General features: G+C 59.9%; 23 protein-coding genes. All 23 read right to left on the reverse strand.

The features are described from left to right. Nucleotides 1-117: 117 nt before the first annotated feature. Complete coding sequence (locus ACIOYV_RS10180; protein WP_054047093.1) at nt 118-414, reverse strand: phage tail assembly protein; 297 nt, start codon at nt 412-414, stop codon at nt 118-120. Next, the gene (locus tag ACIOYV_RS10185; protein ID WP_123511965.1) at nt 411-758 is read right to left on the reverse strand and encodes a phage tail tube protein; all 348 of its coding nucleotides are present in this window, start codon (nt 756-758) and stop codon (nt 411-413) included. The genes ACIOYV_RS10180 and ACIOYV_RS10185 overlap by 4 nt, the downstream gene beginning before the upstream one ends. Before the next feature lie 67 nt (nt 759-825). Beyond that, complete coding sequence (locus tag ACIOYV_RS10190) at nt 826-2,322, reverse strand: phage tail sheath subtilisin-like domain-containing protein (RefSeq protein ID WP_054047097.1); 1,497 nt, start codon at nt 2,320-2,322, stop codon at nt 826-828. Beyond that, complete coding sequence (locus ACIOYV_RS10195) at nt 2,322-2,504, reverse strand: DUF2635 domain-containing protein (RefSeq protein WP_007907211.1); 183 nt, start codon at nt 2,502-2,504, stop codon at nt 2,322-2,324. Before ACIOYV_RS10195 ends, ACIOYV_RS10190 begins: the two co-directional genes overlap by 1 nt. Continuing rightward, the gene (locus ACIOYV_RS10200) at nt 2,501-3,085 is read right to left on the reverse strand and encodes a hypothetical protein (protein WP_401323393.1); all 585 of its coding nucleotides are present in this window, start codon (nt 3,083-3,085) and stop codon (nt 2,501-2,503) included. The genes ACIOYV_RS10195 and ACIOYV_RS10200 overlap by 4 nt, the downstream gene beginning before the upstream one ends. 157 nt (nt 3,086-3,242) lie before the next feature. Further along, nucleotides 3,243-4,271 carry a phage late control D family protein gene (locus tag ACIOYV_RS10205; protein WP_401323396.1) on the reverse strand — a complete coding sequence of 343 codons (1,029 nt, stop codon included), beginning with the start codon at nt 4,269-4,271 and terminating at the stop codon, nt 3,243-3,245. 9 nt (nt 4,272-4,280) lie between these two features. Continuing rightward, a complete protein-coding gene (locus ACIOYV_RS10210) occupies nt 4,281-4,493 on the reverse strand; it encodes a tail protein X (RefSeq protein WP_401323399.1) in 213 nt (70 codons plus the stop codon). Next, nucleotides 4,486-4,869, reverse strand: a complete 384-nt coding sequence (locus ACIOYV_RS10215; RefSeq protein WP_401323402.1) for a phage tail protein — start codon at nt 4,867-4,869, stop codon at nt 4,486-4,488. Before ACIOYV_RS10215 ends, ACIOYV_RS10210 begins: the two co-directional genes overlap by 8 nt. Further along, a complete protein-coding gene (locus ACIOYV_RS10220; protein WP_401323405.1) occupies nt 4,869-6,944 on the reverse strand; it encodes a phage tail tape measure protein in 2,076 nt (691 codons plus the stop codon). The genes ACIOYV_RS10215 and ACIOYV_RS10220 overlap by 1 nt, the downstream gene beginning before the upstream one ends. A 128-nt stretch (nt 6,945-7,072) precedes the next feature. Then, nucleotides 7,073-7,654 (reverse strand): phage tail assembly protein, encoded by a 582-nt coding sequence (locus tag ACIOYV_RS10225; RefSeq protein WP_401323408.1) that lies wholly within the window; start codon nt 7,652-7,654, stop codon nt 7,073-7,075. A gap of 175 nt (nt 7,655-7,829) precedes the next feature. Beyond that, on the reverse strand, nt 7,830-8,336 hold the full coding sequence (locus ACIOYV_RS10230; RefSeq protein ID WP_401323411.1) for a phage major tail tube protein: 507 nt from the start codon (nt 8,334-8,336) through the stop codon (nt 7,830-7,832). After that, a complete protein-coding gene (locus ACIOYV_RS10235) occupies nt 8,336-9,502 on the reverse strand; it encodes a phage tail protein (protein WP_054047113.1) in 1,167 nt (388 codons plus the stop codon). The genes ACIOYV_RS10230 and ACIOYV_RS10235 overlap by 1 nt, the downstream gene beginning before the upstream one ends. 2 nt (nt 9,503-9,504) lie before the next feature. After that, nucleotides 9,505-9,687, reverse strand: a complete 183-nt coding sequence (locus ACIOYV_RS10240) for a hypothetical protein (RefSeq protein ID WP_054047115.1) — start codon at nt 9,685-9,687, stop codon at nt 9,505-9,507. A gap of 97 nt (nt 9,688-9,784) precedes the next feature. Beyond that, the gene (locus ACIOYV_RS10245; RefSeq protein WP_401323414.1) at nt 9,785-10,213 is read right to left on the reverse strand and encodes a phage tail protein; all 429 of its coding nucleotides are present in this window, start codon (nt 10,211-10,213) and stop codon (nt 9,785-9,787) included. A gap of 1 nt (nt 10,214) precedes the next feature. Then, on the reverse strand, nt 10,215-12,104 hold the full coding sequence (locus tag ACIOYV_RS10250; protein WP_401323417.1) for a phage tail protein: 1,890 nt from the start codon (nt 12,102-12,104) through the stop codon (nt 10,215-10,217). Further along, nucleotides 12,105-12,740, reverse strand: coding sequence for a phage tail protein I (locus ACIOYV_RS10255; protein ID WP_054615996.1), 636 nt, complete (start codon nt 12,738-12,740; stop codon nt 12,105-12,107). Then, entirely contained in the window at nt 12,737-13,732 is a 996-nt protein-coding gene (locus ACIOYV_RS10260; RefSeq protein WP_163908745.1) for a baseplate J/gp47 family protein, read from the reverse strand. The genes ACIOYV_RS10255 and ACIOYV_RS10260 overlap by 4 nt, the downstream gene beginning before the upstream one ends. Further along, the gene (locus tag ACIOYV_RS10265; RefSeq protein WP_123405816.1) at nt 13,729-14,061 is read right to left on the reverse strand and encodes a phage baseplate protein; all 333 of its coding nucleotides are present in this window, start codon (nt 14,059-14,061) and stop codon (nt 13,729-13,731) included. Before ACIOYV_RS10265 ends, ACIOYV_RS10260 begins: the two co-directional genes overlap by 4 nt. Before the next feature lie 10 nt (nt 14,062-14,071). Further along, entirely contained in the window at nt 14,072-14,683 is a 612-nt protein-coding gene (locus ACIOYV_RS10270) for a phage baseplate assembly protein V (protein WP_401323420.1), read from the reverse strand. Nucleotides 14,684-14,686: 3 nt separating this feature from the next. Continuing rightward, on the reverse strand, nt 14,687-15,199 hold the full coding sequence (locus tag ACIOYV_RS10275; RefSeq protein ID WP_401323422.1) for a hypothetical protein: 513 nt from the start codon (nt 15,197-15,199) through the stop codon (nt 14,687-14,689). Nucleotides 15,200-15,221: 22 nt separating this feature from the next. After that, nucleotides 15,222-15,572, reverse strand: a complete 351-nt coding sequence (locus tag ACIOYV_RS10280; protein ID WP_054047128.1) for a phage holin family protein — start codon at nt 15,570-15,572, stop codon at nt 15,222-15,224. An 81-nt stretch (nt 15,573-15,653) separates the two neighbouring features. Continuing rightward, on the reverse strand, nt 15,654-16,235 hold the full coding sequence (locus ACIOYV_RS10285) for a DUF642 domain-containing protein (RefSeq protein WP_401323424.1): 582 nt from the start codon (nt 16,233-16,235) through the stop codon (nt 15,654-15,656). 508 nt (nt 16,236-16,743) lie between these two features. Continuing rightward, nucleotides 16,744-17,478, reverse strand: a complete 735-nt coding sequence (locus tag ACIOYV_RS10290) for a helix-turn-helix transcriptional regulator (RefSeq protein WP_401323426.1) — start codon at nt 17,476-17,478, stop codon at nt 16,744-16,746. Nucleotides 17,479-17,556: the final 78 nt, after the last annotated feature.

Below are 17,556 nucleotides of genomic sequence, written 5' to 3' on the forward strand. Positions count from 1 at the left end.
GCATCGCGTTGATCCGTTGCGCGTGCTCCAGGGATTCCCGGAGCACATCCAGTGGCCTGGCCATCATCTGTTCGGGGTCAACCTTCCAGAACCAGGCCAGGTCATAGGCGACTGCGATCAGGTCGGTGATGGCTCCGACGCCGCACTCATGAAAAAACTCGCGACGGCCCAGCTCAGCGCATTGAGGTCAGCCAGGTCCAACTGGTTGACCGACGACGGTGGAATGCCGGCGCAGACCGCGATGTATTTGGCCGCGACGTCCATGTCCAGGCTGACTTCTTCGCTCTTATCGATCTTGTACGGCAGCGCCTTGATCGCCCGCACTTCCTGCACCGTCGGACGGCGCAGGTTGAGTTCGGTCAAAGGCTCGCCGTGGGCTTCGATCGCAACCTGAAGCTTCACGGCGCCGCTCATTGCCAGGTCCCCTTGACGCCGTTGAACACCAGCGAGATCGAGGCGTCATCGCCCTTGGACGCTGGTTCATCGACCAGGTAGGCACCGGCCAGCACGTAGACTTTGCCGTTGCTGAATTCGCAGGTGACGGTCATGTCGACGCCGGCCACCAGTTGCTTGAGCGGGAAGTCCGGAGTGTGCAGCGCCGTCACTTTGAACGACGGCGCAATGTCGGTTTCCTTGTAGAAACCCGGAACGACGGTTTCGCGTTTGGTGGACATCAGTGGCGCTTCGCAGCCGCCATTGATGGTCAGTTGAGCGCCGTCCACTTTGACGTAGCAGGTGCCCGCAATCAGTTGACCCATGGTGTTTCTCCCTTCAAATAAAAAGCCCACGCGAGGTGGGCTGAAATCGCACGTTCAACCGCGGTTTTTAAGCGGCGTCGTCGTACTGCAAGCGGAACTGGTTGAGCAGTGCAAACACGCGCAGACCGTTGATGTAATCCGGCGGGAACAGCACGTTCACGCGGCTCGGGTCCTGCACGTCGCGCTCGACAATCAGGTGCTCGGCGAACAGCTCGGCGTTTTCCACGTGGCCTTCCAGTTCAAGCTTGGCGTACTGGGCAATCAGCTCACCGCGAATAGTGCTCGGGGTGATGATCGGCTGGCCGGCGCCGAAACGGGTGCCATCGGAGGCCAGTTTGTGGCGCCCGTATTTGCTGGTGATCACGCTTTGCAGACGACGCACGATGAACGCCGACTGGTGCATGGTTTCGCTGTCCAGGTAGGAGTTATCGGCCTGGCCGTAAGCGTTTTTCTGGTAGGTGGTGATCGAGCGCTGGATGCGCACGTAACCGCCTTCGTAGTACGCGGTGGCGATGCCGTAGTTGAGCAACGACTGACGCTCGGTCAGGGTGAATCGCTCGCTGGCCGGCGCCGGATCGAGACCTGGCAGGCTGCCGCTTTGGGTCGGACGGCTGGCGTCGGCAGAGATGAACACCGAGGTGCGTGCAGCCAGTGCAGCAGCCTGGACCCAGAACGGTTGCGGTACACCCGGTTCCAGCGCCTGGATAGTCATGTGCTGATCGTTGCGCGCCTGACCTGCGGCGACCAAGGTGCCGATGGTGCCGCGCTTGGCGCTGTAGACGTGACCGAACAATTGCTTGGCCCAGGACCAACGACCGGTGCTGTCATCCATGACGGCTTGCCAGGTGTTGAGGGTGCTCAGGTCCGAGAACGGCATGCAGATGAACTCGAACGGCTCATCGCCGAGTGCCGCTACGGCAGCCACTTGATCCGGTACACCGGCACCGCCGGTCATGGCGGTGGCGACCGAAGTCAGGCCCGCCGGGGTTTCTTCGCCGTTGCTCTTGCCCAGGCGATTGAATTGCAGGCTGATGTCGTTACCGCTGTCGCCCGTCCATTTGGCGCTCAGGGTCACGATGCCTTCGGCCGCAGCAGCGCTGACCGGCAGATCCGCAGCGGCATTGATTTTCAGTGCCAACGCGGTGGCGGCTTGAGCGGCGGTAGCGCCGTTGACGATGGCCGCTTGAACTCGAACGCCGCCGACGTACAGGTTGAGCACGCCGCTCTGGGTCGCTGCGCCGGTCAGGGTCAGCACGCCTTTGGCGATGCTGCCTTCGGTGTTGTGCAGCGGCAGGCACCAGATCTCGCCGATCGGGTCAGTCTTGCGCCAGGTTTCGTACATCGAGGCGAGCATCGAACCTTGGCCGCCAATGCTTTTAGCCAGTGCGACGCTGGACACCAGCACCAGTTTGCCGGCGTCGGCCGGGGCGATGTTGTCGTTGACCTGGGCGACGATCAAACGGCGCATGGCCGACGACGCGCTATTGGCCGCCGAATTGTCCATCTCGGCATAGAACAGCGGAACACGAATGTCCGCGGGGATGTTGCTGAATCCGATCGCCATTATTTGGCTCCCTGTGGTTTGGCCGCTTTCACGGCTTTGGTAGTGATATCGCCATCGGCCAGACGCCGACGCCACCAGGCGTTGTCTGGCACTTCACGGCCCTCGAGGGGCAACAGATCGCCCGCTTCCGGGTCCGGCACGACACGGCCTGGGGCCGGCAGCACGGTGATGCGTTTGCTCATGGGGTTACATCTCCAGAGAAAGTCATTTCCAGGCGCCCGTCGGGGCCTGGGCGTTGCAGATTGGGGTCCGCCGGATCGATGGCATCGACCCGCACGGTGACCCCGGTAAAGGACGACAAACCGTCCAGTTCACGCTCGTGCCAGCTCTCCGCCGGTTGGTTGGGCAGATTGCGGCCGAGCTGGAATTCGGCGTAAAAGCGCAGGCGATACAACGCGCGGCTGGCGTTGATGGAAAGCAACTCACCGCCGTCGTATTCGATGGCGTCGTAGTCAGTGCCAGGCTTGAAACCCACCAACGCACGCCACAGTTCGGCGCGCAGGTCGTGCAACAGATCCAGCGCTTTTGTCGCGTCGGTGGTGTCGAGCACCAGCGTCACTTCGAAGGTGTCGCGGATCGGTTGCAACGCGAGGTTTTGCGCGAGGCTTTTGCTCGCCACATCGGCGAGGGGAACGACGTAGGCGCAGGGGGTGGTGAGTGGGGTGTTAGCTTGCAAGGTGGTGAGGTCGATGCCCGCCGCGATGCGATTGGCCAGGGTCGGGCATTGCTCACGCAACTGCGTGAGGATCGGAGTGATCTTCATCAGGGCGCTCCATCTGTATGAAAGGTACGGTCGAAACCTGTGGGAGCGGGCTTGCTCGCGAAGGCGGTGGGTCAGGCGACATTGATGGTGAATGGGTTGGCGTCTTCGCGAGCAGGCTCGCTCCCACAGGGGGTTGTGTGCTGGTTATAGGGTTTGATCAGACGATGGCTTCAGCGCCAGGGTCGATGCAGGTCGCGTCGATCATGCAGCGATAGCTGGCGGCGCGGTCGCCGCTGGCGGTGACTTTGTCGATCGACCAGCGCCCGCGCATAAAGTCCGGCCAGGTGTCGTCCAGCACGACCAGCCCTTCCGCCGAGAAGTCAGGATTGCCCGGGCAGCTGATTTTCACCTTGAGCTTTTCACGGCCCATCTTGCGCACTTCACCTTCGCCGACCGCCTGAGCTTCTTCTGCGTTCTGGCAGCTCAGGCGCAGGGTCTTGAACGGCGCGAACCCGGCTTCGACCAACTGCAGCAAACCGGTGGCAGCGTCACACCAACTGATCTTGCAGCCCTGGGTCTTGGCCTTGGCGGAATCGTCCAGGGTCGCGGTGATGAACCCATGGTCGCCGGGCCGATTGTTGTGGGTAACCGAGAGTCTTACGTCTGCCAATACCTTGCCCGACAACGATTTGAGCTGACCCGGCCGCGCCAGCACATACAGCTCATTAAAGGGTTTGGCGATGCCGCCGTAGCGGGTTGCCACGCGTGTGATGAAGCCCATGTCGGTTTCATTCGACTGGTCGATATGCGCAATCCTTATCAACGACAATGACGGATCCACCCTCGGCGAAAAACCGTATTTGGCCGTCAGTTCGCGAAACAACGCCCCCAGGGTCGTCGGACCATGACTGACCGAGCGGCGCTGCTGGAATCCGCTCTCGTCCGCCGCACTGAACGGCGCGGCTGTCGCCACCAGCGATACACGAAACGGAAACAGCGTCGGCGTCCGCCGCGCCACCACAAACTGGCCCTTATCCACCAGCCCGGTTTCCCGATACCCCACGAGCAAGCCGATTTTCCCACCCAGGCTCGGCAGCCCTTCAAGACCTTCCAGATCGAGCACCAACGTCAGTTGATCCGACTCGATACCGGCGGTATCGATGTGCTCCCAACTGATCAGGCGCTGATTGATCAGGGTCGCGTTGGCCCCATAGATTTTTATCGCCGGTGTGAATCCGATTGCCATGTCGCCTCCTTAATCCCAAGTCGTTGCCGGCGTTTTCGCTGCGGGCCTGGATTCAAGTTCCGGCAGCACCACCCAGACGCCTGCCGGCAGTACCGGGCCTTGCTCGGCCAGCGTCGGGTTAAGGCGCCACAGCGCTTCTTCGGCTGCGTCGTCACAACGCTCGGTTTCGCGGTAGAGCAACAGATTCACCGAGTCACCGGCAATCGTTCGGACCTTACGCATTGACGTACTCTCCCAAGATAATCGACCAAGTGATCAACATCGCCGTGCCGTCATCAATCACGCAGCTTTGGGTTTCCGTCACATCGTCGATCCGCCACAGACCCCAGTTGCGACCAATGCCATCAACCAGCGGCAGCGGGATTCGCAGTGCTTGCAAGGCGCGCAACTCATCGAGTCGGTCCATGGCCACCGCGTACATCGCCTTGCCGTTGATCGTCAGGGTTTGCAGGCCTTGGCCGGTCTGGCTGGACTTGGGCTTGCTGGTCAGGATATCGATCTTCACCCAGCCACCGTCCGACTTGCGCACCAGGCCGTCATAGGCGAAGTTGCTCGACAAGCCAAAAATGAACGTGCCGAGTGCCATTTGCTGCCTCATCAAGCCACCCCATCGGTCAGGGCCGTGTCACGTCGCACGGCGAGTTGATTGGTCGTTGTCATCATTCCGAACTGGCTGGAAATGTGTTGCACGACCAGGTTGGCCAGTTGCGTGGCGCTGGTTTGATCCTGACCGTTGATGTAGATGTTGGCGGTCAGTGCGTTTTGCTGGCTGGTTGTCTGGGTGTTGGTCAGGTCTTTGCTGACCTGCTCCGGTGACAAGAGTCGATCAGCCCCGGTGTAAACAGACTCTCCCAGCGCTTCACCGCCCTTGCTGCCGAAGTAGGAACCGACGAGGCCACCCACCAAAGCCCCCACCGCAGTGCCCAGGACTGGCACGGGAATGAAGCTGCCAATCAAGGCGCCAGTTGCAGCGCCGGCATAACCTGCGGCGACTCCGCCAACACCCGAACCCACAGCGCCGGCAGCGGCTTTGTAATCGCCGGCCATCAGAGCTTTAACCCCGTCATAACCTGCATTGGCCAGCACCAGAGGCGCGCCTAACCGGCCGGTGAAGGTCTTGGCCCTGGCCATGGTCGTGGCCAGTCGATTACGTATCGTAGGACTCGGAGGTGGCGGACCAGAAGCCCCTGGCGGCAGAAAGCCGGCGTCCGGTTTGAACAGTTCTGTGGCGGTGGAAGAGACCACCGATGTCAGTTTGTTCAGAATGGGCCCGCGCAACGGCGTTGCAACCGCAACACCCAGCAAGGTCAACGCGGCCGTGACTTTCGGAAAGGTTTCCACCACGGAACTCACGCCGCTGACCACCATGTCGGCGCTGAGCATCGCGAGCTCGGTAAACGGTGCCACTGCGTTTCCGACCGCCGTATCAAGTCGGGTCAAACTCGCGTCCAGCGCATTCGAGCGCCCTTGCGAGGTGTTCCCTCGGGCCTCGGCGGTCTGCGCCATCGAGCCCTTGTCACCGTCGCCCTTGTCGGATGCCACCGACAACGCAGTCTTCAGATCCTGAGGCGACTTCAGTAACTTGCCGATGCCCTCGTCACCCTCAAACAGCGTCTTGATCAACGAAGTCTGTTGCTCGGCCGGCTTGCTCTTTAAAACCGCCAGCACATCGCTGATCGCCCCCGGTGCATCCTTGCGCATTCTGCTGGCGAGAGCACCGGGTTCGATATCAAGTTGCACCCAGGCGGCACGCTGCTCTGGCGTGGCGTTGTCACCTTTGCCGAACGCGGTGCCAAGGGTTTTCAACGAGGCGCCGGCTTCTTCCTTGCCCACGGAAGCACTCAGCAGGGCCGCTGCGATGGCCGCCGCTTGCTCGGGCGCCATGCCGGCGGCCAAACCTGGTTCGCCGCCGCTCAATACGACCGAACCAATATCTGCCGCTGACGCTTTCAAATCGAGACTGGCGCCGAGACGGTTTGCCGCATCGCCCAAGTCGAGACTTTTCACTCGATCAAGGTGTAACGATGTGCGCCAGCCAGTCATGAGCGCGCCGGCGTCCTTGACGTCCATCTTGTACGCCGAGGCCATGATGGCGCTGTCGCGTGTGAGATCCGTCAGCGTCTGTTTCCGGTCCTGCGGTTGTACGTCCTTGAGGACACGGGCATCAACCGCCGCCTGCTGCACCTGCACCAGCTGCACACCTGTTGCGCCGCTGGGGGCGGTGCGCTTTTCACCCGCTATCTTCTGGGTCTCATTGCCCAGTTCCTGAAGCTGATCCGGGGGCAACTGCAATTTTTGATTCAGGTCGACGAGGGCCGACTGCGCCGCCATTGCGGGTCTCAACTCCTCTGGCGGCGCACGCTGGTCAACCTCAGCCTTGAGCTTTGATTTGGCCTCACTGGCTGGCGCTGGTGCAGGCGCCGATGCATTCGCCTTGAGCGACGCCTGCTGCGACGTCAGTGCGCCGTTCAGCGTCGCCAGGGTTTCACGGAGCTTTTCCTGCTCCACCACCAACAAACGGATATCGAGGCTGGCCGTGGTCAGTGCCTGGTTCAGCCCCGACAACGGGTCTTCGAAACCGACAAGTCCCGGCGTTTCAGATGCGCTGCCGAGTTGCGGCAGCTCGATGCGGTTGATGTCCGCACCGTGCAGCGAATAGTCACTCTCTGCCATCCCGCTCTACTCCTTTTTCACGCCAAGGCGAGTGATCGCGATGTCGTAGCGGCGCAATGCCTTGCCGGCGTCCCATTCCAGAATTTCCGCTTCACTTACCGGGTAAATGAGCGGCACAACATCGAGAATTACTTCGATGTCGCGCTCCGAAAGAAGTCCGCCGGTTTGTTTAAAAAATCGTCGATGCGTACCTGAAGCTGTGTCCAGTCGGGCACGGTCAGCAGGTCCAGATCGGGAATCATCAGCCCGGTGCAATGGGCAGTGATGAACTCGGCGCGTTCCTTGGCGGTTTTCAGTTTTTTCATCGCCTTGGTGGCGCGCAGGACCGGCATTTCCAGGGTCAGCGCGGTCATGCTGCGGCCACCCGCGCTGAGCGGTTGCAGCAGCTGCACTTGATCGGGGTCTGCCGATGGTTCGCCGTGCCCTTCCTGTTCCAGGAAGTAAGCAGCGGGACGGGTCGACATTTCGTGTACGTACTGGGCGATGCTCACGTAGTCCGGGCGTTTGAGCTGATCCAGTTCCTTGACCGACAGGCCAGTGGCCAATTTCGCCAGTTCGAAAAACTGATCGTCCTCATCATCGCCGGCGCGGGCCAGGGCCTCTTTTTGCGCGGCGTAAAACAATGGCTTGAGCTGAATCTGCTCGATCTGCGCCTGATTGTCGGCGGTGATCGGCGACAGCAAGACGTGAACAGGGGGCGTCCAGGACATGAATGAATTCCTTGGTGGATCATGGGGAGGTGGTGCGTGATGCGAGCCAGTTGAGGTGTGCAACCTGTGGGAGCGAGCTTGCTCGCGGATGCGGCGGTACATTCAGCATCAATGTGTCTGACACAGCGCTTTCGCGAGCAGGCTCGCTCCCACAGGGTTTGCGTTTAACTGGGGTTTACGGCAACAGCACCGCGCGGCGCGCATCGCCGAGGATGTCGACGCCGTTGAGCATGAACTTCTGAGTGCGCACGTCGATGTCGATTACCGGGATGCCGTTTTCGAGGCGGTTGTAGGTACGGCAGGACAGCACGAGCGTGGTGGTGGGCTTGTCACCCATCTTCAACTTGGTCTCTTCGAGGGATTTCAATTTGCCGCCAACGGTGTGGTAGGTGAACCAGGTGTTGCCATCCTGATCCTGGCCGGCTTCACGGACGTTCAGCAGAATGTCGTCGCCCAAGGTCACACCGAGGGCCAGCATGATTTCCGGGCCAGCGCCTTGCAGGGTCAACGTGGCATTGAGCACTTTGCCGCTCTTGGCCATCTCCTCGCCGATAAAGCGCCCGCCGCGCATCTCTTCCATGTCGAATTCAATCTTCGGCGGGGTGAAATCTTCCACAGTCGCCGACAACGGCAGGCCTTGCAGGGTGGCCGCGATGGCCTGTCTTACGCGGTTAGTAAACATTAGAGAACATCCTCCAGGAACTGCTCGATGATTTCATCGCGGGCGTTGAGTTGGTAAACCATGTGTTCGTTCGGCGCGTAGCGGCCGTAGTCGATGACGATGAACCAGGTGCCGTTCTTGTACTTCTCGACGCTGTTCAATTCCGGGTGCAGATACACGCTGCCGCCAGGGATGGTTTCGTCGGCGACCAGGGTTTGCAGCCAGTCGTTGATGCGTTTGACTTCCTGATCCATGAACGACTTGGTCAGGTTCTTGGCCATGGCTTTCTGGCCGGCTTTCACCAGCTTGCGGCTGATGGCGTCTTCCAGGCCCACGTAGCTGATGAACTTGCCGGTGATCGAGCGGTTACCCAGCAGCGAGAAGCCGCCGAGGACGGTGCGGGCGTAGTAGCTGATGCCGTAGCGGTTGAGCAGATCGCCTTCGGTGGAGGTGTCGAGGATGTTGTATTCCACGACCCGCGACACGTCTTCGGCGTAGGTCACCTGGTTGCCCGGGCTTTCCCATTGCTTGACCTTGGCCAGTGCGGCAATCGCCAGGCTGGAAGGCGAGAGGAACACGTTTTTCTTCGCCGCTTTGGAGTAAACCGCCGGCATGTTGTGCACCACCAGGCAGCGGTCGAAACCGAGGTCGGCGCCGCCCAATTCCTGGCTGTAAGTCACTTGATCAGCGACCGCGGCATCCTTGCCGTCGAGCACTACGCGGGCCTTGATGCGTTTGCCGAACGAGGCAAACTCGCTGGCCACAGCCTTGGTGCCGGTGAAGCCTGGCGCGCCGATGATGGTCAGGTCTTCCGGAACGCCGCTCAATGCAGCCAGGCCAAGTTTGCGACCGGTCACTGGCTCGATGCCGCCGATCACGTTGTTGATGGTATCGGCCGGGGCGGTGCCCTCTTCGACGATGACCACGTAGACCGGCACCTTCACCACTTTGAGGATCTGGAACACCGCTTGAAACAGCGTGCCCGACTCGGTGCCGGTCGGATCGAGCAGCGCCTGAGTGGTGAAGCTGTTGATGCGGAACGGGGAGTTACGCGGAATCAGCGGATCGGCTTTCGGCGCAGTGCCGACCAGGCCAATGACGTTGTCACCCAGGCCACCCATGGCCTCGGGGGATTCAGTGGCATTGACGGTAATGCCGTTATGCTCGAAGTTCAAAACCTCAGCCATGGTTATTCAGCCTTCTTGGCAGCGGCCTGTTGGCCTTGGGTGGATGTTTTCAGTTCCAGGCGACCGGCGCTGAGCAGGGCGTTGGCTTCAACGTCGAGCAGGTCGAGTTCCTGGCCAGCGGTGGACCAGTGACCACGCCCGACAGGGAACGGGACGAGCACGGTGTAGGTTTGGCGTTCTGCCATTTGGGTTTCTCCAGAGACGAAAAAGCCCCTTGGTTTTAGGAAGGGGCTGTTGGGGTGTTGATTAGCGGATAAGAAAACGCCCCGGCGGTGCGGGGCGTTATTGAGATTGTTTCGAGACCCTGACAGAAAGAGTCGGGCGGCTATCAGCCGAGGGAAACTCAGGAGATTGCGGCCAGTCGCGCAAGTTTCGAATATAGGACAGAAGCTCGCTAAACTGCTCGGGAGTCAGTGTCGGCTCTTGGCCAATATCCAGTTGATCCCGATGGCGCTCCCGAAGCCATTTGACGCGTTCGATCTCTTCGTCGCGCCACACACGCTCCAACTCTGAACGTTCGGCTAACGTCAGCGCGGGAGGGTCAATCAAAATCGGTAAGCCATCCTCATCCAGGCTCCTGACTTTTCCAGGTTTGGGGTTCGCAATAACTTCCAGATATCGCGCCTCAGTTAGCGGCACAACATCATTCGGCATTGTGCTGTGTACGCCATCCAGGTAAACGCTGTCTTTTGATTTGCTGTAGTAACGCATCTTATGAACCTATGGCCAGATATCGAACATTTGTTGTAGCCACGTTGCCGTAAGCAGTGAAACTTGTCAGCGACAACGGACTTACTCCAAGCGAATGAGCTCCGCTGCCGGCATCAGTCGCAAGTATCTGGTAAACGGCCGTTTTGAACGCAATTGGGTAGTTGAAAGTGCCTGTTGTACCAGGCATGACTGCGAGGCCCCACTGAAGCGTCAAACCGCCTAACCAAGAAGGGAAAACAATGTAGCCATTCGTAGCCAGGCTGACTGTTAGCCCGAGGCACAGTTTTTTAGGCGTTACGATAGTAGCGTCGTCCGTGCCTTCGCTGGCCTGGGCCTGAGTCGCGATTTTTGCTGTGCCCTGCTTTGTCTCTGTTGCCTGCACGATAGAAGCAGCAAGCGCGGCGACATCAATATTTCCCTGATTGACCTGTGCATTCCAGGCCTTGATGCACCACATAACAGCAAGGTTGCGCGGACGAGTTTCACTTCCACCGGTGTTAACCGTATTACCTGCATTCACCATTTGCATGGCGAGACCGCCATCTACGCCCGAAAGAAAGGCTCCGCTGGAAATAATGGCCGGCGCACCATTGATAGTGCCAGCCTGCCAGGCACCGGCAGGATCTATTGTCGCGGGGTTACTATCGAAATAACGATGGTTGTGCGCCTTAAAGGCTTCGCCCTGTAATGTCCCAATGTCTCGGCCGATATCTACTCCCCGTCCGTGATCCCAACCACGTAGAAACTCACCCCGAGACTCAGGTAAACGGAAATTACCGACGCCCTCATCGCCCTTGTTGTATTTGCCTGCTAGATACGCGCTCAAGTCGGGATAAGTTGCACTGCTCTTGACGCTGTTATCCAGCTCAAGAAAACCCGGCGGTGGCGTATCTACCGGAAACGCAATAATTGTCCCCACCGGCAACGCTGAAGCTTTGGTGATCAACGCCTCAATTTCAGGCTTGGTATACGTGTCCTTGATACCAAATCCTGCCAGCGTTTCAGGATTCGCCCCACCGGTTGCCCGTCCATACTTATCAACGGTCAGACTTTTGTAGGTGCCAGGTTGAATCCCCGTCCGGCCCGCCAACATTTCAAACGTCAGCGCGGAGGTATCCAGCACAATCGGACCGTTGGTGGTCAGGTGCCACAGTGAATCACCAAAAGCCGTGCCCTCCTCGACCATCACAGTCAGGCCCGGCGTCACTTTCGCGCTGGTATTGGCATCATTCGTACGGGCCCAGGCGCCATTGGCCACAACCCAAAGGCCGTTGTATTTCGCCAACGTCTGATTAGCCAACAACACTCGATCACCAGCGACCGCTGCAACACCATCTATCTGCTGCGGACCGTTCAACACCACGTTGGCTGTCGCCGCGACGCGCACCGATTGCTTACCATCAAGCTTACCGAGTTCTTCGGCGAGGTAGCTCATGACCCAGGCACGGGTGGCCTTGACCACAGTGTCATCGATCAGAAGCGTCACCAACGATGCATTACTGGTCTCGAAAATCGAGCGAATGTAGAACTCTTTGCCCGACCCCGACGTCGCCAAAACCGGTTTGAACGACTCCGGGTATTTGACGATGGCATACAGAATCCCGGTATCAGTCCAGATCCCGGCCTCACGCACATACCAGCCGCCAACCTCCGGCGGGATGGTGACTTCAGCGAGCAGCCAGCTCGGGTTTTTCTCATCCTGGAACAGTGCATTGAGCGGTCCGCGCCAGACTTCGCGCCGGAGCGCTGTGTCGGTTGCCGCCGGGTTGTAAACCGCGCCACCGCCGTCGCCGACGGACAGTTGAGACAACTTGATCGGCAGGCCCGCCGCTTTGCAGGCAGTTTCGTAGGCGATCCCCGCGTTGGTAAGCAGGGTGTAATAGTCGGCCATTTAGGACCCCTGAGGATAAATAGTGGAGGTTTCGACGGCGTAGAGCCCGGCGGCCATAAAGACCTGGCCCGAGGCTTCGAGCCCTTCGATGACAATCGGATAAACCGTGGTCAGCTCGCCGCACACGGTGGCGGCGGCGATGACGTGATTGCCGAAGGCACTCAGGCCGACGGAGACCTTTAAGGTGTCGCGCTCGCTTTTGGCGTCCGCCAGGCGTCGATCGAGGCGTGCATCGATTTCTTCGCTGTAAGGCTGTTCGGTAAAGGCCCTGACGGAAAAACTGTAGGGCTGGCCGGGCGGCGATTGCTCGTACCAGGCGCGCACCTCGGGTTGCAACTGCAAGCCTTTGGCGGCGTTTTCCAGCGCTTTTCGAGTACCGGCCTGGCGTGCGGTGGGCCAGGCGAGTTCGACTGTTAAACGCTTTTCCGCTTCGGGCGCTGCGGAGCTCCACTCGCTGACTCCGCGATCTGCGCCGAGGTACGGCAAGAACGCCAGCGGTGTTTCGGTGGGGTTCATCAACTCGGGAAACGGCGGCGTAATGCGTTCAAGCAAGCGGCCAAAACCGAGGTCGAGAGCCCTTTCCAGCGGTGAACTGTTGGCCGGTAACAGGCTCGGCCGAGGTATGTCATCACTCATAGCGTGTCCACCTCGACCTCGACACCCGTGCAATACGGGGCCTGGAACGCCGTGGTCACGATCGGCGCCAGCGGTTCAAGGATTTGCAGTTGAACCGCGCCGGCACTGTGCAGCGTGTAGTCGATCCAGCTCGGGTCGACCCGCCCTTCCAAGCGATGACAAGAATCGGCATACGCCTGCAACTGCTGTTGCGCGGCAACCTTGGTCAGCCCCGAATCGGGACCGGCGTTGATCTTCGCGACGACGCGGATTTTGTAGGTCTTGATTTGCGCGCCCTGCACCGTGACCAGGTCCGTTTCCGGGCGCACATCTGGCCGGGCAAAGTGTTGGCGAACGCCGGTAAGCAGTGCAGCGGACGGCGTGCCATCGCCCTCACGGGCCAGCACGGTGACCATCACTTCGCCAGGCGCCGTGCGGCGTCCATTGCCGTCCTTGACCTGCGCGGCAAAGCCGTCCGGGTCGAAGGTGTAAGTGACCGTCACCACCCCCGCCGCCGCGGTTTCGACTTTCACCGAGGGCCGTTCGCCGAGGGTGAACACCTCGCGGCGATACTGCATCCGCGACCCCGCTGCCGGAGCATGGGGCGCCAGGTAATAACGCAACCGGGCGTCGTCATCGCTTTCAAAAACCGGCGGGATGGGCGGGAATGCCGCCGGGTCACCCGGGTCCAGTAATTGACGCTCAAGCCCCATGTCTGCCAAGCGTGCATCGAGGTTGCTACCCGTCGCCCACCACGCCAGCATCTGCTTGATGCGGGCGTTGTATTTGCGCTCGTGGGTTTGCAGTCGCACACAAAAGGCTTCCAGCGCCAGGGTCAGCAGTTCGCTTTCATTTTCCAGGCTGACCACAAGCTTCGCCGCGCTCTCGGGAGAGCGGGCGCCGACGTATTCAACGACGAAGGTCTTGAACTCTGCGAGCAGGTCCTCAAACGCTTCGACGGTGACAATGGCCGGCTCGGCCAATTGGTTCTGGCCGGGGATCAACATGCTCATGTCACTACCTCGAAGGTCTGTTGACGATTTTTCCAGGTGCCGGCGAAGCGCAGCAGTAAACCCGCACCTTGTCGGCTGGCCACAATGACCTGCGGCTCAAAATCGTCGATGCCGTTCTGCTTGTTGTAAAACGCCTGTGCCGCATGGCTCTGGGCCAGGATCAGCACGTCGTCGCCGAGGTTCTGCCCCAGCAATTGCGGCAGCGTGCTGCCATACAAAGGACGCTTCTGGCGGGTGCCCAACGGCGTGGTCAGCGCCCGGGTTGCACGCTGCACAAACTGCAGCCAGTCGTCGACGGTGGCTCCGGTATTTCTATCGATTCCGATCATGGAAAACCTTTTATTTGGGGCTGATGACACGCCCTTGGTGATCCACCACCGGGCCGCTCAGGTGCACACCGGCAGCGTCGATCAGCAGACCGACCGCGCCCAGTTGCAAGGTGATTGCCTGGGGCGTCATCGCCAGTCGGGCCGGGCCGATGCTCAATTCGAGCGATTCACGAGAACCGGTGAAGGCCGCCGGGCCGTTGTTCCAGTGCAGGACATGGCTGGCATCGTCGTAGCCGCTTTCCGTGCCGTCCTGATAGAGGCGACGGGTCAGCGAAGCCAGTGTCGAGGCCGGAGGAAACCGGTCGCCGTTAAGGCCGAACAACGCAACCGACTGCGCGCCGCCCTCGCCGCCACCGTGATTGAGCAACAGGCACTGCTCGCCGACGGAGGGGATCCGCGATTCGCTCTGAGCACCGGCACTCGGGTTGAAAAAGCGGATGGCCGGGGTCAGCAATTCACCGTGGCGGACCTTGCAGGTATTGCTGGCAGCATCGACCTCCTGGCACACGCCGATCCGACAAAAGCTGTCGGCGCGTCGATACAGGTCTTCAAGCTCGGTTTCCATCTGCGCCAGTCGCTCGATGATCGGGCCCAGTTGCATCCTTAGCAGCGCATCAAACATGGGCTAGTCCTCGAGTGCGGTGTATTGATCCGGGTCGTCGATGTTCGACACCTCCCAGGTCCGGGCGAATTTCGGGATGCCGGTCGGGTCTTCGAGCAACAGCGGCCCGAGGTACAGCGTCTGGATGAATGAAACGGTCCAGGCGTTGTATTCCCGTGTACCGCTGAGGGTGATGGCCGGGAGCCCATCAACGTCCTGCGGCAAGTCGCATTGATCGGCTGGCAGTTTCCAGCGATTGTCGGTCACGAGATTTTTCAACTCGCTGACCAAGTCGCACACCTCGGGCCCTGGCGTCGGCAACACGACTTGCAACGAAACCGACAGGACATGCGCAATGCGTCCGTTATTGGCGCGAGTGCCCGGTGCATCGTGGTCGATGGCGATCAGCACCCAGGTCGAATTGATGGTGCTATCAAAGTCTTGAGGACTGCCAACCTTCACGCCGGGAAAGGCCAGGCGCAATGCGTCGGCAATCGCGGTAACCAGCTGCGAAGGTTTTTCGATGACAACGGGCATGAGTGGCCTCCTGTGCCGTCGTTTATGGTTGATCCGTGTGGGAATCGCGGGCCGGGACGTCACAGACGCCAATCCGCTTGGCCGCCCAGCGCTCATACAGGCCGATGGCCACATCCGCTCCGGCCATCGCTGTCAGGCAGCCGAACGCACATGCGGTCCAGATCGACACGCCAGCGGCGTACAGCAACATGATCGCGGAGACCCCGCAGATCACGCAGGCCCCGGAGCGCAACGCCAGGCGCCGTAATAGCGCCCAGCCTCGGGCGCCTTCCTTATCGGCGCGCCACATTTCGCCGGACACCCCGCCCACCAGGGCAAGGACGATGACAAGCCAGATCGGCATGTCCAGCAACGCTTGTTGCTCGTTTGTCATGTCACGCCTCCCGGGGGTGATTGATGAAGGATCGGGCTGCGTGGTGTGGACGCGGCCCTGGTGATGTCAGGCGATGCGGCTTTAAAGACGTTCAACGATCACGTTGTCGATAAAGGCGAAGTTGTTGTACGGGTTCTGTTCGTTGAAAAACGCCAAGGTGGTTTGCGCTGTGGTGGCGGTAAAGTCGTAGGTGATGGTGCTCCACTCGACCGTGACGCCTTTGGCGACCGGGGTGTTGAAGGAGACCGTTTGCCCGGCCACTTTCACCTGGATGACACCGTCGCCGGAGCGGCTGGCGAATCGCGAGTTACCAGCACTGAAGGTCAAGCGGTACTTGGCGCCCGCCGTGGTGGCAAAGTTCTGCTGAATGCCGCCGCCGTTGCCGTAGACGTAGTTGGCCAGGTCGACAATTACCACGCCGTCCGCAGCAACCGAGCCGCCGATCGAGGCCGGCATGTTGAAATACTCGGCACCGGACAGAAACGTCGTCCAGCCCGTAATAAAGTTGGTTTTTGCGGTGGTATCCAGAATGCAGCTACCGCTGCAGCCCGGCTGTTCGAAGCTGCCGTTGACCAAAAGGTTGGCCGCAACAGCGTTGCCTCCGGCGCCGAGCAGCGCAACGGACAGCAAGAGCCGGGTAATGTGTTTTTTGAAGACGTCCATGAGTTCACCTGGTGAGTTGAAAGGTTGGCTTGATGCCTGACGATAGGTAGGCATTCCAAAAAGCCCGGTGTTGGCCGGGCTTTTCAGTAATGCGGTCCTTCGCCTTCCTTTAATCCTGTGTGCAAAAAAGGAAGCTGACTTTTCGGCGCTACTGGCGCGGTACGAGTCCATTCAAATTGTTTTTCCGACCGCGGTCCCTGCCCGCCGGATAACTGCTTCTGGTGCTTTACGCTGCACACCCGGGTCAGTTGCCAACCCTCTGAACCGTTGAGGCCGGTTCATCGCTGCCTTTGTGGTGGAACTAAAGAGCTTCGTTTCGAGCCGCTTTGTTGAGCGGCTTGAGACAAAGAATATGCATGGATGCATATACAGTCAATGCGTAAATGCATTTATTTATGCATGACAAATGCACGGACGCATGAAACCCCCACCAGCAAAGGCTTTGGCCATTTTCTGCAGGCGAAAAAAAAACCCACCGGGCGGCGGGTTTTATCTGACAGCGTGGAGGTTAACGGGCGTACATGCCCCACCAGAAGACGTGACCGAGGATGACGATCTGCTCTTCCTGGATTTCCTGGAAGGTGTAGTCCTCGTCCGGATGCTCATCGCGGTTGAAGCTGCGCAGGCGGATACCGGTCGGCAGGCGATAAAGCTGTTTCACCCGCAGTTGGCCGTTATGGTTGATCGCGTACAGGTCGCCATCGACGATGTCGCCGATTCCGCATTTACCGGCATTCACGCCGACGGTGGCACCATCACGAAGGACCGGCAACATGCTGTTGCCCCGTACCGTCACGCACTTGGCCTGGTCGAACTGCACGCCGTTGTGACGCAGACTGCGCTTGCCGAAGCGCAAGCTGGAGCGCTCGCTTTCTTCGATGACGAATCTTCCTGATCCAGCAGCCAATTCAACCTCGCGAAGAAAGGGGACCGACACCTCGTCGTCATCGACAGGGGTATCGTCGTCCCACAAGCTTATGTCCTTGAGTTCGGAATGTATGGGCTCGCGCCCGGCACCCGCGGCTGGCGCAACATCCACGCGCCCGCGCAGTTGATCGGTGCTCACGGCGAAGTACTCGGCGATCTTCGAGATGTGTTTATCCGAAGGATCGACGATCTTCCCGCTGAGAATTCGCGAGAGTGTGGATTGCGGCACGCCGGTGCGACGGTGAAGCTCCGTGGGGGAGATCCCGTGCTGGTCGAGCAGCGCTCTTAAGACTGAGGAAACGTTGCGTTTTTGCATAACGCGAATAGTGCTTGATCTTTTTCCGGAAAACAAATGCAGATATGCATAAAAGGCAAAAATAGTCGTAAAAAGCCA

The organism is Pseudomonas sp. NPDC087342, assembly GCF_044744265.1.
In the GTDB taxonomy this organism is placed as follows: Bacteria; Pseudomonadota; Gammaproteobacteria; order Pseudomonadales; family Pseudomonadaceae; genus Aquipseudomonas; species Aquipseudomonas nunensis.